The sequence below is a fragment of the Hymenobacter norwichensis DSM 15439 genome (assembly GCF_000420705.1).
Classification (GTDB): domain Bacteria; phylum Bacteroidota; class Bacteroidia; order Cytophagales; family Hymenobacteraceae; genus Hymenobacter; species Hymenobacter norwichensis.
In genome coordinates, this window is the sequence record NZ_ATVL01000008.1 from 441,725 (window position 1) to 456,720 (window position 14,996).

Annotated in this window: 10 protein-coding genes; 5 read left to right on the forward strand and 5 right to left on the reverse strand. The window is 52.5% G+C overall.

What is annotated here, in order from left to right:
• Positions 1-9 precede the first annotated feature (9 nt).
• The gene (locus G536_RS0112960; protein WP_022824025.1) at positions 10-1,890 is read right to left on the reverse strand and encodes an ABC transporter ATP-binding protein; all 1,881 of its coding nucleotides are present in this window, start codon (positions 1,888-1,890) and stop codon (positions 10-12) included.
• A gap of 458 nt (positions 1,891-2,348) precedes the next feature.
• On the opposite strand from G536_RS0112960, the gene G536_RS0112965 reads away from it, so the two are divergent.
• Both G536_RS0112965 and G536_RS0112970 read left to right on the forward strand, forming a co-directional pair.
• Positions 2,349-3,839: a T9SS type A sorting domain-containing protein gene (locus G536_RS0112965; protein WP_022824026.1), complete on the forward strand. Its 1,491-nt coding sequence runs from the start codon at positions 2,349-2,351 to the stop codon at positions 3,837-3,839.
• Between the two features lie 743 nt (positions 3,840-4,582).
• On the forward strand, positions 4,583-5,428 hold the full coding sequence (locus G536_RS0112970; RefSeq protein WP_022824027.1) for a T9SS type A sorting domain-containing protein: 846 nt from the start codon (positions 4,583-4,585) through the stop codon (positions 5,426-5,428).
• A gap of 110 nt (positions 5,429-5,538) precedes the next feature.
• On the opposite strand, the gene G536_RS0112975 is transcribed toward G536_RS0112970, so the two are convergent.
• Positions 5,539-5,799, reverse strand: coding sequence for a hypothetical protein (locus tag G536_RS0112975; protein WP_022824028.1), 261 nt, complete (start codon positions 5,797-5,799; stop codon positions 5,539-5,541).
• Positions 5,800-6,087: 288 nt separating this feature from the next.
• On the opposite strand from G536_RS0112975, the gene G536_RS0112980 reads away from it, so the two are divergent.
• Positions 6,088-7,608: a coiled-coil domain-containing protein gene (locus G536_RS0112980; RefSeq protein ID WP_022824030.1), complete on the forward strand. Its 1,521-nt coding sequence runs from the start codon at positions 6,088-6,090 to the stop codon at positions 7,606-7,608.
• 76 nt (positions 7,609-7,684) lie between these two features.
• Here G536_RS0112980 and G536_RS0112985 read toward each other — a convergent pair whose 3' ends face one another.
• The 3 genes from G536_RS0112985 to G536_RS0112995 form a co-directional block, all read right to left on the reverse strand.
• Positions 7,685-8,410: a methyltransferase family protein gene (locus G536_RS0112985; protein WP_022824031.1), complete on the reverse strand. Its 726-nt coding sequence runs from the start codon at positions 8,408-8,410 to the stop codon at positions 7,685-7,687.
• Positions 8,411-9,157 (reverse strand): carboxy-S-adenosyl-L-methionine synthase CmoA, encoded by a 747-nt coding sequence (gene cmoA / locus G536_RS0112990; protein WP_022824032.1) that lies wholly within the window; start codon positions 9,155-9,157, stop codon positions 8,411-8,413. It abuts the gene before it with no gap.
• Between the two features lie 363 nt (positions 9,158-9,520).
• Positions 9,521-11,191, reverse strand: coding sequence for a catalase (locus tag G536_RS0112995; RefSeq protein ID WP_022824033.1), 1,671 nt, complete (start codon positions 11,189-11,191; stop codon positions 9,521-9,523).
• 178 nt (positions 11,192-11,369) lie between these two features.
• Between G536_RS0112995 and G536_RS0113000 the strand changes: the two genes are divergently transcribed.
• Both G536_RS0113000 and G536_RS0113005 read left to right on the forward strand, forming a co-directional pair.
• On the forward strand, positions 11,370-12,563 hold the full coding sequence (locus G536_RS0113000) for an MFS transporter (RefSeq protein WP_022824034.1): 1,194 nt from the start codon (positions 11,370-11,372) through the stop codon (positions 12,561-12,563).
• Between the two features lie 130 nt (positions 12,564-12,693).
• Complete coding sequence (locus G536_RS0113005) at positions 12,694-14,715, forward strand: DUF3857 domain-containing protein (protein ID WP_022824035.1); 2,022 nt, start codon at positions 12,694-12,696, stop codon at positions 14,713-14,715.
• Positions 14,716-14,996: the final 281 nt, after the last annotated feature.

Consider the following 14,996-nt stretch of genomic DNA (forward strand, 5'->3'; position numbering starts at 1 on the left):
ATGCCGCGCCTACCGGTAACCGGCGGCTTGCAGCTGAAATAGTTCGGCGTAGCGGCCACCTCGCGCCAGCAGTTCCTCGTGGCTGCCAATTTCCACCGCCTTGCCGTGCTCCACCACTAAAATCCGGTCGGCCATGCGCACGGTGCTAAACCGGTGCGAAATGAGTACGGCGGTTTTGCCTTTGGTGAGTTCGTTGAAGCGCTGAAATACCTCATACTCGGCGCGGGCATCGAGGGCGGCGGTGGGCTCATCGAGAATCAGCAACTGGGCGTCGCGCATGTAAGCCCGGCCCAGCGCAATCTTTTGCCACTCGCCGCCGCTCAAATCCACGCCGCCGTTGAAGCGGCGGCCAATCATTTGGTCGTAGCCCTGGGGCAGTTTGGCAATAACCGAGTCGGCTAGGCTTTGAGCGGCGGCCTGCTCAATGCGCGGGCGGTTTTCCTTTTCCTCGATGCGGCCCACTGCCAGGTTCTGGCCCGCCGGCAGCTGAAACCGCACGAAATCCTGAAAAATCACCCCAATTTCTTGGCGCAACTCGGCGGGGTCGTACTCGCGCAGGTCATGGCCATCGAGCAGAATCCGGCCTTCGGTGGGGTCGTAGAGGCGGGAGAGCAGCTTGACCAACGTGGTTTTGCCGGCGCCGTTTTCGCCTACCAACGCCAGCTTTTCGCCGGCCCGCAGCTGAAAGCTGAGGTTGCGCAGGGCCCACTTCTCGGCGTTGCGGTACTTGAAGCCCACATTCTCAAATACGAAGCCTTCCTGAATAGGCTGCGGAAACGGGCGCACGAATTGAGTGGCATCGGGCCGGATGATGCGCGGCTGGAGGTGGAAGAAGTCGAAGAAATCCTGCAAATACAGGGCGCCTTCAGCCACGCTGCTGAAGCGGCTCAAGATGCCTTCCAGCAAGCCCCGCATCCGTCCAAACGAGCCAGCTAAGAACGTCAGCTGCCCAATACTGACGCGCCCATACACCGCCTGCATAATAATATATACGTAGGCCGCATAGTAACCTGCTGCCCCTACCGCTGCGAAGAACGTACCCCAGCCAGCCCGCTTTATCACGAGGGCTTTATTTTTCTGGTAGAACTCATCGGAGAGCAGCTTGAATCGGTCAATCAGAAACTGCGAGAGGCCAAAAATCTTCACTTCTTTGGCCGTTTCGTCGGAGGCACCGGTTTGGCGTAGGTAGTCCAGCTCACGCCGCTCGGGCGTCCAGCCGTGTACCAGCGAGTAGCTCCGCTCGTTGAAGTGCGACTCGCCCAGGAACGCCGGAATAACGGCTACCAGCAGCAGCAGCAACAGCCATGGGTTGAAGGCCACCAGGCCCACGGCCAGAAACGCCATGGTAATGGCATCTTGCGCTTGGCTCAGCACCTGTGCCATCAGCACCGTGCGCGACAGGGTTTGGCGGCGGGCCCGCTCCAGCTTATCATAGAATGCACTATCCTCGAACTGGTCGAGGTCGAGTTCGGCGGCATGCTGCATGAGCCGCACCGAGGTTTGGTTGGCAAATAAGTCGCCAAGCAATGAGTCCAATAGAGCCACGCCGCGCCCTAACGCATCGGAGAGGATAGCCAAGCCAAACTCCAGCGCCACGTAACCTGAGGCAGGCATCAGAGAAGCGGGCCGGTACTCAGCCCGGCTTAGCGCCAACACTGAATCCAAAATTAGCTGCCCAACATAGAGCATGGCAACTGGCAGCGCTGCTCGCAACAACCGCAACGCTACGTTGCCCAGCGTAAGAGCCGGGCTGGTCTGCCAGATAAGGCGCAAAAATTCCGGCAGATTTTTGAGGGCCGAAACCCGCTCCCGCACCGTAAGGGCAGGCTTACCATCAGGACGGGGCTTTTTGGCGGAAACACTAGTTAAGAGGTTTGATATCCAAGACATACACCCCACATAAGGCAAGCATCGGACCGAAGTAAATGGGTTGCCGTTTTGGCATCAACTACAGCCACGCATACAAGTGTCCACCTTATTCATATGAGCCGGTGTACCAGTCTTGTTCCGCCACGGAGTGACTGTACTGAAACGACTGACTTACGACTGCCATAGCGCTATGACCGAAAGGGCAAATTTCACTGAAAAAATATTATATAACATATCAAACATTTTTTATAAATCTTATATATATCATTTCGCACTAACTCACTGTAATTCATCATATTTTATTTTGGTTTAATGCCAATGACAATTTGGTTAATTGCACCTTTCCTATACAGCAGAATTATGTTAATAAACTAATATTTTTTTATATAAATTCGCTTCATCCAAAGCCACATTCACCCTTTGGCTTTCCTATATGGCAGGGATATTTGTGCCACCATTACCCTCATCACTAACTGCTTATGCAACCCCACCGTTACAAACACCTGTTGCTTTCGTGCGCTTCCTTGTTCGCTTTAAGCGGCAGCGCTGTAGCTCAATCATCTACCATTGTTGCGTCGGCTATTCCGAGCCTGACTACCACCCTCAATACCTCTGGGCAAGCAGTAGTTACTGCGGCTACAGTGAATAGCGGCAGTAGCACCACCACTAGCTGTGGTGCTGTAACTCTAACCCTGTTGAAAGACGGAATGCCTGCTGGCACCGTGTCTGGCGTAGGTTCGGAGTTCTACAATGGCAGCATCAATACACTTGATGGCCCTACCATAACAGCAGCAGGCAGCTCGGTATTCGTGAATGTTGACTTTGCCAGCTATGGCACTCCAACTGTCAACGGCAACACGTATACTGTTAACCCGAATTGCAATGCAGCTAACAGCAAATCGTATGTAGAGTCCCGTTTGTTAGGGCGTAGCACCGCTTCATTTGCAGGGACCGACGTTTTCGAAGTTTTCGGCGACCCATGCGGCGGCACGAGAAAGCAACTGGCTATTACTGCTGCTTATGCCATGAGCCAAGTGGTATTCACTACGGCTGGCTCGCACACCGTTACGCTGATTGCCACTGATGCTTGCGGCAATAAAAGCACTGCTGCTACCACCAACGTAACGGTATTGCCTAACGTTAGCAATCCGTGCCAGAACGATACACAGGCGCCAACTATTCTGGCTGCTGGTTTCATTGTAGGCCTAGAAGCTAACGGCACCCGCACCATTGAAGCCGCCGACGTAGACTATGGTACTACCGACAACTGCGGTGTGGCTTCTATGACCATTAGCCCCCGCACCTTCACCTGCGCCAACATCGGCCCGAACCAAGTAACCTTCACGGCTACCGACAATGCTGGCAACAGCGCTTCGCAAACTGTAACGGTGTTGGTGGTTGACAACACGGCTCCCCGCATCTTGGCGGCCGGCTTCCGGACCCAGCTACAGAATGGTACCCGCACCATCTTCCCCGTTGACATCGACTACGGCACCACCGATAACTGCGGCCTGGCTTCGGTACGTATTAGCCCGAGCACCTTTACCTGCGCTAATGTTGGTTCGAACCCAGTAACTATCACGGTTACCGACAACTCCGGCAACGTTTCGACCCAGACCGTAAATGTTATTATCGAGGCTGATGCTACTTGCAACAGCAGCGTTGCTACACGTGGCGGCAAAGTTGCGGCCGATGCTAGCTTGAGCACCGACAATCAACTGCAAGCCTATCCGAATCCCGTAACCGACCAGGCTACCATTGCTTTCCGCCCTACGCAGGCTGGCAAAGCTCAAGTGAAAGTCTACAATCAGCTAGGTACGTTGGTAGCTACTCTCTACGACGGTGAAGTGGAAGCCAGCCGCCTCTACAACGTGACGCTGAACGGTAGTAAGCTGCCCGGTGGCGTGTACAACTGCCAGCTCATCACTGGCAGCAAAGTTACCAACCAGCGTTTGTTGGTAACTAAGTAGTTGTAACACAGGTAGGCTCCTACCAACCTCATAGTACTACAAACAGAAAGGCAACGGGCTTATCCCGTTGCCTTTCTGTTTGTAGTACTATGAGGTTGAACTGTATGGTTAGCAAGTAAAAAGAGAAATCTACTATTTCGAAAGGCCCGTTACAACAGCCTTGTGCTCATTGGTTGTGGTATGTGTTAGTTGCTAACCCATCGGCTTACGAAGAATATAACTACTCCACTGCTGACAGATAAGGAAATTTACAGCATAATACATCAAATAATATAAATATTTAAATAAAATTCGTGTAGTACATGATTGAGTTTTTCACTCGGTTTGCTCGTGCATATCCTATTTTATCACTAAAACCATACTGGCTATACTACAATCCAAAAACAACAAATTGGAATCTTTTTATTAATGACTTATCATATAATTAATTGAATATTATTTTACATAATTTAATATCACTCAACCACAATTATTAGGTTGAGTCTCTGCTCTGACGAGGAGGTCATCGTCTTCTATTCCACACTCCCACTCTTATGCAACCCTACTTTTACCGTCGTTTTACGCTTCTCCTTGCTTTGCTGGCAGGGCTTTGCTTGCACGTTACTGCTCAAACGATTACAGCTTCTGCCACACCTGCCCTTACGGTTTACCTAACCAATTCTGGGCAAGTGGCTGTTACAGCAGCACAGATTAATAGCGGCAGCACTACTAGCACAAGTTGCGGCCCTGTTACGCTTAGCCTCTTGAAAGATGGTAGCCCTGCTGGTACGGTATCAGTAGTTGGCAACGAGTTTTACAATGGCAACATCAATACATTGGATGGCCCTACGGCTAGCTCACCAACCGGTACTGTTTTCGTTGCCATTGACTTTGCCAGTTATGGCACCCCCTTCATCAACGGCAACACTTATGCTATTAACTCTAATTGCCACGCAACGAACAGCAAATCATACGTGGAATCGAAGCTGCTAGGGCGTAGCACGTATTCGTTTGAAAACACCGACGTCTTCGAAGTTTTCGGCGACCCTTGCGGCGGCACAAAAAAGAAGCTTGCCATCAAGGCCTCTTATGCGGCCAATCAAATTACGTTCACAACTGCTGGTCCGCACACGGCTACGTTAATTGCCACCGATGCCTGTGGTAATATAAGTACCGCTACTACTACAACGATTAATGTAGTGGATGTGCGTTGCGGCAGCGGCGAAAAATACAACGTGTGCCATAATGGCCGTCCGCTGTGCTTAGATGCTACTGCGCTAGCAGCTCACTTAAGCCACGGCGATACGTATGGCCCCTGCCCTAATAGCCGCACTTCACTTAGTCCGGCAGTGGTGGTAGACGCTATGCCGAACCCTGCTGTTGATGGCCTATTCCAGGTGCACGTATCAGCAAATACGGATGGACCCGTGCAAATCAACCTCATCGACATGCAAGGCACTGCCGTGTCGCGGTTATTCGAAGGTACCCTGAAAGCCGGCGAAGAGCGTGATTTCACGGTAAACAACCCCAACTTACGGCAAGGGCTTTACTTAATCCGAGTTCAAAGCGGCACAAAAGCCAGCTCAACACGTGTTGAGGTTCGAAAATAACGGCTTGCCCACTAATATCTGAACCTGTAGTCGAGCTATACACCACCTTAACTAATTCAGTAAAAGCCTGCGCTGGTTATAGCGCAGGCTTTTCTGCTTTCATTCACAGGTTAGCGGTTCATAATCTTACCCTGGTTGTCCCAATGACTTGACTTCACGGCTAGGCTTCCTGGCTCCCGCTTGATGGTGCGCGTAAACCGCTCTCCAGCAATGGTACCATCGGGCCGCCGCTTGCCGAAAAATAACGTCATTGGTTCGCCATGCTCGTTGGTAAGGAAGGTGATGTCATAGCCCTTAAACACGTCATCGATGCGTGTAGAAGGCTCGTACGTCTTGCTAAGTTTCTGGTCTAAAAGCCGATGCAGGGGCATAAAGCAAAGAGAAATGGTACGTGTGACTTTACGGCACCCTCGGAGGCAAATGTTATGTCCAGCTTATCCAGAAGAAGGTGGAAAATCCTTAAAGCAAGCACTACAGCCGGAAACTGCATCTGCTCATCGTGTGTAATGAGTGGTTGGCTGTTGCTAGTTGCTTGCCACGTAGCGGCCATACGCTACGCGTACTATCTGCGCTTAGCATAGCAGCTTTTGGAAGTGCTACGTTAGTAGCAGCAAACTGCTTTCAACAACGGCCGTAACTTAGTTTCTTATTCGCCAGCCATGTTGCACACCTTTTTGCATCCACCTTTTGCCGACCCGGTCAAACAAGCGCAATTCGAGTCGCTGCAAAGCGTGCTTGCCGCTGAGAGCGAAGTGTCGGTTTCGTTGCTGCTAGGCAACTTTGCGGTGGAAGAAGACGGTGAAATATTTGACGCAGTAGTGGTACGCTCGCATAGCGTATCGATGATACTATTTGTGACAAACGGCGGCCAACTCACAATACCCATCCAAGGTGCGGCTCCTTGGCAGCTCGATGGCCAGCCAATTCAGGTAAGCGGTACAGCGGGCAACCCCTTTGCGCAATTTCGCCGGCTGAAACAAGAGTTGGCTGGTTGGTTGGATGCACAACTAGGAGTTGGCCAAGTGCCAGCGGAGCTACTTACTGGCTTTGCCTTGTTTGCTGAGCCCGTTACGTTTGGAGCGGGTGTCGAACAGTATCTGCGCACGCAGTCCGGCGCCGACAGCTTCGAGTTGCTTGGCGACATAAACCAACTACCGCGGCGGCTTCGGCAAGCGGCTCATCCCGAAATTCAACTTAGCGACACCGAGCTAGCTGCCTGGGCCCAGGACCTAGCCAATGAGCACCCTGAGGAAGCATCAACAAACGATCACAACCCCACCGGCGACACGGATGAGCCCAATGGTTACTGGACCCAGAAGGCACGGCAGTTGTGGCACTGGCTAGGAGCCGAAGACGTACCCCACGATGCCCCCTATGGCAGCGCAGCCTCAGTGGCCGCCAATAGTGAGGAGAAACGGCAGCTAGAACAAATGCGCCAACAAATCAAGGATGAGTTGGCGCAGCAACGCCAGCAAATGGAAGCCCGCGAGGCCGAGCGCGAAAAAAGTATTGCTTTACTCCGGGCTCAATTGGCCCAGGCCCCGACAGCAGCTCCCGATGCCACCGCACTACAGGCAAGGTTGGCCACTGAAACCCGCGAAAAAGAAGCGCTGGAAGCCGCTATTCGTACCTCCCGCAACGAGGCGGCTTCGCGTAACCAGGAGCTAGACGCTCGTATTCAGCAGCTCGGCCAGCTAATTGAACAGTTTCAGGCTAAGCCACCAGCACCAGCCGCCAGCACCACTAATACAACTGTTAAGCGCCCGGCTACTAAGCCCGCGCCCCATAACTTGGTGAAACGCCCCACAACGCAGCTACGATGGCCCCGCGTAGCAGTAGTTGTAGGCGCGGCGGCAGGCATCGGGCTTGGGGTTTGGGGTTTGGCCCGAGTGGTTAAGGACAAAGAACAAACCCACTTGAACCGCACACAGGTAAGCAATAACGAGCCAGAAAGAACGACAACTGGTCCTTCGCTCGATGCGCTGACCGACACGATTACCCGCGAAATTGCGGCTGTTTCGGATTCCGCTACGATTACCCAGGCACCCGAAGCAACGCCTCTTACCACCTCAGAAATCAATAACTCAGACGCCTCAGCTACTCACGACACCTTATACACAGAGCCGGCCGGGCCAGTAGAACCGGAAATAGCTGATAGCACCGGTACAGAAAACCCGTGATTCAGAGGCTCTACACTTACAATAAACAATAAAAAAGGCAGCCCGGTTAGGCTGCCTTTTCTGTTCCTACTCCTGTTTATTCAGCAACCCATTTATGCGACTTTTTTAAATATTTTATAAACAAATAAACAGCCGTTAGAAAGCCTATAATGACTGCCAGCAATTTATTTCGCAAAGCAGTACTGCCGTCAGTCAATTCAGGATAATTGAATAACAGAATAAGAGTAATACCTAACAGCCAAACAAATTGTGTATTGTATTCTTTTAAAATCCAACGCGCAGCATTGAAATCGTGCGTTTGAAATGTATGGCCTATACCCGCCGGATTTATTACCCACCGATTCACCCGTGTGCAATATGCGTCGAACTGAGCACCGAATTTGCCTCGCAGAAAGTTCTCTTCTGCCAATACAATGGCTTGGTAAATAAATAGAAACAGAGGAATAAATACCACCATGTAGAGCAAGGAATTGGACAGAATACCTACCCCCACCAGCATCAGAATATTTCCTACGTACAAGGGATTCCGGCCATGATTAAACATGCCCTGCGTTATTAAATCCTCCGCGTACACCTTTTTGTCTTTGCCGCCACGCACAATATACACTAGCCCAATAGACGCTCCTCGAATTAGCTGCCCAGTTATGGTTACAAGCAAACCAATACTAATTGGCCATACATAATAGTGTGGCCCAAAAACTTCGGGCGTGAAAATGTCAGGTGAGGGAATAAACAAGGCTATGTACAGGAAAATAAAAAGTTGATTCCTGTACTTAAAGAAAAAGTTTCCTATTGAAATCATCTACTTCTTTATTGCAATGAGGCCCGAAAAATTATACCACTTGAAAAATATTTCACATGAGGCAAAACCAGCCTCCCTGAGCATGTGAATATTCTCACTGAGTTTGTACGGAATCAGCACATTTTCTAGTGCCTCACGCTTTTGCGAAATCTCCATTTCGCTATATTGATTTCTTCTTTTATAATTATAATAATATTTAATATAATCTCTGTTGAAAACACTATCTTCAGTTAATATTTTCTCTACCAGAATTAAAACGCCGTTCGGTACCATCCCTTCAAATATTGATTTGAGGAGTTTCTCACGGTGAATAGGCCGAATAAATTGCAGGGTTAAGCACAGCACAACCACTGAAGCATTCTGTATTTCAGCGCCTTGTTGCAAATCAGCTACGCGGAGTTCGTAGGGGCGCACGAAGCCAGCTTCTTTCAGCTTGAGGTTGCATTTCTCCAGCATTTCGGCTGCATCATCAATGCCCACAAACTTGATATCGGCGGGCACCATAGTATCCATGCCTATCATGGTAGTGCCGGTAGAGCAGCCGAGGTCATATACAGCGGTGCCTTCTTGCGCATGGTCGGCGGCTAGCTCGGAAATCATGCGCTGGATTTCGCCATAATAAGGCACCGAGCGGCTTACCATATCATCGAACACTCCGGCGACTTTCGCACTGAATTTGAAGTCGGAAGCTTGGGTGATTTCTTCCTTGAAAACTTCGTCGGTTTCGTTGTTGGGTTGTTCGAGCATGGCTTTCTTATCTGAAAACGCAAAAAGAGTGGCTGATGGATGGGTTAATTTCTGGTTTTGCCTATATGCTACTTTAGTGCAATGTAAGAGGCTAGGTGGCACCAACCGTATTCCTACTTATGCAAGGCATGGGCGCAAGCAAATTAGGATTAAATTATTTTAATCTGGCTTTGTTCAGCTTACTAAAAGTCAATTTAAGCTAGTAATGCTCTTGTACGCCCGCCATTGAGGTTTAAAAGTAAAACAGCCCCCCTTATATACCAGTAAGGTTTATAAGGGGGGCTGTTTTACTTTTTACTAGGCGCTAAAGCTAACTGCAAGCAGTAACACGTTGGCTACTTACAGTTTGCGCCTTAGGCTTACTTAATACGGCTTCGCATCATGAGCCATTTCCTCGGCTTGCTTCACAGCGGCAGAAGTTTTGCCTTGGTTATACTGGTTACCACCCTCGGCCTGTTTGCCGGCGCGAGCAGCTTGCAAACCTTCAGCTAAGCGGCGGCCCCAATCGGCGTCGCAGTTGGTGCAGAGCTCCACCATTTTGTCGCTCACCTTGTGGTCGGCGTCGGTGAGGGCCCCTACCATGTTGCTGATGAGGTCGTCACGCTCCCAATCTTCGTGCAGGCGGTACCGCTCACCGGCCTGCTTGAAGTTGTTCTGCCGGTCGATGGTTTCGCGCAACAGGCGGCCCTGATATTCCGGCGTGTGGTCGGGGGCGGTGCGGGGCGCTTCTTTCAAGCCATTCAGGCTGCTGGGCTCATAGTTGGTGTGCAGGTTCTGGTTGGGTGCCGAATCCACATGATACGCCATCTGGCCGTCGCGCTGGTTGGTGGCTACGTGCTTTTTCGGTGCGTTGATGGGCAGTTGCAAATAGTTGGTGCCCACCCGGTAGCGCTGCGTATCCGAGTACGAGAACGTGCGGCCTTGCAGCATCTTGTCGTCGGAGAAGTCGAGGCCATCCACCAATACGCCGGTACCAAACGCCGACTGCTCCACTTCAGCGAAGTAATTTTCGGGGTTTTTGTTCAGCGTCATCTTGCCCACGGGCAGGAAAGGAAACTGGTCTTCGGGCCATATTTTGGTGTCATCCAGCGGGTCGAAATCCAGTTCGGGGTGCTCCCCGTCGGACATAATCTGCACACACAGCTCCCACTGCGGGAAGTCGCCGGCTTTGATGTGCTCGTAGAGGTCCTGGGTGGCGTGGTTGAAGTTCTTGGCCTGAATGGCTTCGGCCTCGGATGCCGTCAGGTTTTTGATGCCTTGCAGCGGCTCCCAGTGATATTTCACCAGCACGGCTTCGCCTTGCGCATTCACCCACTTATAGGTGTTCACGCCGGAACCTTGCATCTGGCGGTAGTTGGCCGGAATGCCCCACGGCGAGAACAAGAACGACACCATGTGCATGGCCTCGGGCGTGTTGGCAATAAAGTCGAAGATACGCTCGCCGGTCTGGCGGTTGTGTACCGGGTCGGGCTTCTGCGAGTGAATGAGGTCCGGGAACTTCATGGCGTCGCGGATGAAGAACACCTTCAGGTTGTTGCCCACCAAGTCCCAGTTCCCATCTTCAGTGTAGAATTTCACTGCGAAGCCGCGCGGGTCACGCAGGGTTTCAGGCGAGTGGCCACCATGGCCTACCGTGCTGAAGCGCACGAATACTGGGGTTTCTTTGCCGGCCGTGTTGAACAGCTTGGCGCGGGTGTACTTGGCAATCGACTCGTCGCCCACTTTGCCGTATGCCTCAAATACGCCGTGCGCACCAGCGCCGCGGGCGTGTACCACTCGCTCCGGAATCCGCTCCCGGTCGAAGTGGCTGATTTTCTCCAGAAACTGGTAGTTCTCCAGCGTAGCCGGGCCCCGGTTGCCTACAGTGCGTAGGTTCTGATTGTTGGTAAGTGGATGGCCTTGCCGAGTGGTGAGCGTCTGGGCGTTTTCGCCGTCGGCTGTACGTGTGTCGTGAGAAGTGCCGGCGCCCGTTACAGCCGTGCCCGTACCCGAAAGGGCATCGGAAGCACCATTCTGATTCTGGTCCTGATCCATGAGAAGTTGGGTTGATGGTTAAATAAGAGCCGCAGCTCAGTGGCTAAAACTAACCCCTGGAGCGAAACTATAGTTTGCGAGTTTCGCTATAAAATTTCGGGTTTCACACTGTTGAGCTAGTATTTGCCTGGCAGAATTGCCTGCCGCTAACGGTTCGGTGTAGCTACCTTTGAGCTTTATGTCAGCTCCCGCAACCCGCACTTATAGCACCGGCTTCTGGCTGATGTGCCTGTCTTCTTTCCTGTTTTTTGCCAGCTTTAACATGCTGCTGCCTGAGCTGCCTGCCTACCTCACCGGGCTGGGCGGCGCCGAGTACAAGGGCTACATTATTGCTCTTTTCACGCTCACAGCCTGCATTTCGCGGCCGTTTAGCGGCAAGCTGGCCGATACGGTGGGTCGGATTCCGGTGATGGTGTTCGGGTCGTTGGTGTGCTTTGTGTGCGGCTTCTTCTACCCCTGGACGGCCACCGTGGCGGGCTTTATGGGCTTGCGGCTGCTACATGGGTTCAGTACCGGCTTCAAGCCTACTGCTACGGCCGCTTTCATTAGTGATATTATTCCGCTGGCCCGGCGCGGCGAAGCCATGGGCCTGCTGGGCGTGGCAGGCTCGTTGGGCATGGCCGCTGGGCCGGCGCTGGGGCCGCGTATTACGGCGGCCTTCTCGCTCAACACGCTGTTCTATTGCTCGTCGGGGCTGGCCTTGCTGAGCTTGCTGGTACAGGGCACCCTCACCGAAACCCTGCCGCTGGAGCAGCGCCAACGGTTCAGCTGGCAGCTACTAAAGTTGAAGTGGAACGAGATACTGGAGCCGCAAGTGATGCAGCCGGCCCTGGTTACGCTGCTGTGTTTGTTCCCGTACGGCGCTATCCTAACGGTGGTGCCCGACCAAAGCACGGCTCTGGGTTTGAAAGCGGCCGACAAGGGCTTGTTCTATTTGTGCTTTACCCTAGCGTCTCTGCTGATCCGGTTGCTGGCGGGTCGCGTCTCCGACACGTATGGCCGCTTGCCGGTGCTGCGCGTGTCCACGGTGCTGCTGACGGTAGCACTGGGCGTGCTGATGCTGGCCACACACTCGGTACCGTTGTTCCTGACTGGCGCGGTGCTGTTCGGTATTGCTACGGGCCTGAACTCGCCGGCCCTCTACGCCTGGACCATCGACCGGAGCCACCCCGAACGGCGCGGCCGGGGCGTGGCCACCATGTACATTGCGTTGGAAATGGGTATTGGTGTGGGTGCGCTGGCTGCCGGCTGGATTTTTGCCAACCAAACAGAACGCCTCCCCTACGTGCACGGCCTGAGCATGGCGCTTACCTTGCTGGCCGTGGTGTACTTGCTGTTCGGCGTAAAAACCCAGCCTGCTAACGCAGAGTGAAATAAATATACAAGTATAGCTAGCATCTGAAGCTTGGCGGGCTGCCGGTTTTACTGCAACTTTGAAACGACGAGCTTCATCAGGTTGGTCGCAGCTTAGTATTACCTGTATTTATAGCCTGGTATTCACCATGTTACTATTCGTTATTCGCTGCTGGCAGCTGCTATTCTGTCTGCTGCTGGCCGGGCCACTATTGGCTCAGAAAACCCCTAATTTACCTATCCGGTTTGGCAGCGTGGCGCCCACCGATTTTGCCAATCTATCCACCACCGATACCACCGCGGCAGCTGCCGAGTATCTGTGCGATTTTGGCACCACCAAAATTATCGGGGCCCAAGACCATTTTCAGGTGGTATTTGAGCGGACCGCCCGGTTGCGCATCAACCGTAAAGCGGGCTACGACTATGCCACGGTGCGCGTGCCGCTTTATACCAAAGATGGCAATTCGGAACGCCTGACTAACCTGAAAGGCTTCACCTATAATCTTCAGAACAGCAAGATTTCGCAGGTGAAGCTAACGTCTGATCCAGCTTTCCGCGAAAAAGTAGATAAAAACCACATGCAAGTGTCCTTTACCATGCCCGACGTGCGGGAGGGCTCCATTGTGGAGTTCAGCTACACCATCACCTCCGATTTTGTCTTCAATTTACAAGACTGGCAGTTCGAGCACAGCATTCCAGTGCATTGGAGCGAATACCGTGTCTCGATTCCGCAGTTTTACCGCTACAAAGCAGTAACGCGCGGCTACCGCCCATTTGCCGTCCAGGAATCCACTACAGTACCCTATAGCACCTCCTACAACATGTCGTCGGAGAACACCTTGGCACCCAGCAAAGACGCCCTGCTAACCGGGGTAGCGTTGCAACTGCGGTGGGTGATGAAAGACGTGCCAGCTTTTCGGTCGGAGCCCTACACGACCACAGCTTACGACTACGTACGCAGCGTACATTTCGAGCTGGCAGGCAGCGACTTCACTGGCAGCGATTACCACGACCTGAGCGGCAAATGGGAAACCCTGTGGAAAACGCTACAAAAGGACGAGGAATTTGGCAAAGCCTTAACAGCTACGGCTCCCTTGGCTGCCGAAGCCAAGGCACTTGAGCTGAAGTACCCTGTGCCAGCTGCTCGGGCAGCGGCGGTGCTGGCATTGGTGCAGCGCAGTGTGCGCTACAACGGGCAGCAGCGCGTGTACGCGTCGCAGCCATTGCGCCAGACCTACGAGAAGCATTCGGGCAACTCGGCTGATGTGAATCTGCTGCTGGTACAAACGCTACGCGAAGCTGGCCTACCGGCCACCCCCGTCCTGCTCAGCACCCGCGACCATGGCCAAGTGCAAACCACTATGCCTGTTATCACGCAATTCAATTACGTGGCAGTGCACCTTGCATTGCCCGATAAGCCCAATGTTTTCCTGGATGCCACCGAGCCCCAACTCCCAATGGGCTATTTACCTGAGCGCTGCCTGAATGGTGAAGGCTGCCTGGCTAACGCCGAAGGCACTTGGCTACCGCTGAAACCGTCTGCTAGCCACCTAGAATTGCGGACAGCTAAACTCCGGCTTACTCCTCAAGGTCAACTGGAAGGCACCGCGAAGTTGGAATACAGTGGCTACGCAGCTGTACAGGCTAGCCGGCAAATTCGGGAAAGCTCTACGGGTGAGTATCTGGGGCACATACAGCACCACTGGATAGACTGGCAGCCAACAAACCTGAAGCTACTGGCCGCCGACTCGGCTCGCAATGCCGTAGCCGTAGAGTTAGCCGTTAGTTTAGCGGCCGAAAACCCCGACGCGACCCTGTTTTACTTACCGCTTTTAAAAGCGCTAACCCATACGTCGCACCCGTTTCAGGCAGCGGAGCGTATTTTTCCGGTCGATCTGGGCATGCCCCACGACTACACCGACCTAGTAACCCTGACGCTACCAGCTAATTTCACAGTAGAAGCACCTGCTAACGTTGCACTGGCGCTACCCAACGGCGGGGGCCGCTTCCTGTATCAAGCCAACCAAACCAGTCCGGAAACCTTGCAGATTACCACCCGGCTTCAGTTGTTTAAGCCCCGCTATAACCCAGAAGAATACGCAGCCTTACGCGAATTTCATCAGCGGGCAATGGCCAAGTATGCAGAAATGCTTGTGGTGCGCCGAAAGTAGTATTGGGTTGCGTTAAGTGCTGCTCCGCAATGACTACCAATTGGTGATTCATAGGCCAAAGCATATTATTCGTTGAACACAACGCAACGAACAGATAAACACTGCATTATCGTGCACTTTACATTTTCTTCATAATAGGTGATAAGAGATATACTAAAACTTCTCATATTTAGCCTATCCTAATACTGTTCTGAGATAACCTGCCGCCTTTTTTATTCTTTCTAAGTGTTTCCTAGCAGCGCTTACTGCGCGCTAGACGCTTATTTATCAGTGCCTTCCTT

Coding starts and splice junctions, on each gene's coding strand:
- G536_RS0113005 (WP_022824035.1), top strand. CDS start 12,694: ATGTTACTATTCGTTATTCGCTGCTGGCAGCTGCTATTCTGTCTGCTG.
- G536_RS0112975 (WP_022824028.1), bottom strand. CDS start 5,799: ATGCCCCTGCATCGGCTTTTAGACCAGAAACTTAGCAAGACGTACGAG.
- G536_RS0112980 (WP_022824030.1), top strand. CDS start 6,088: ATGTTGCACACCTTTTTGCATCCACCTTTTGCCGACCCGGTCAAACAA.
- G536_RS0112985 (WP_022824031.1), bottom strand. CDS start 8,410: ATGATTTCAATAGGAAACTTTTTCTTTAAGTACAGGAATCAACTTTTT.
- cmoA (WP_022824032.1), bottom strand. CDS start 9,157: ATGCTCGAACAACCCAACAACGAAACCGACGAAGTTTTCAAGGAAGAA.
- G536_RS0112965 (WP_022824026.1), top strand. CDS start 2,349: ATGCAACCCCACCGTTACAAACACCTGTTGCTTTCGTGCGCTTCCTTG.
- G536_RS0113000 (WP_022824034.1), top strand. CDS start 11,370: ATGTCAGCTCCCGCAACCCGCACTTATAGCACCGGCTTCTGGCTGATG.
- G536_RS0112995 (WP_022824033.1), bottom strand. CDS start 11,191: ATGGATCAGGACCAGAATCAGAATGGTGCTTCCGATGCCCTTTCGGGT.
- G536_RS0112960 (WP_022824025.1), bottom strand. CDS start 1,890: ATGTCTTGGATATCAAACCTCTTAACTAGTGTTTCCGCCAAAAAGCCC.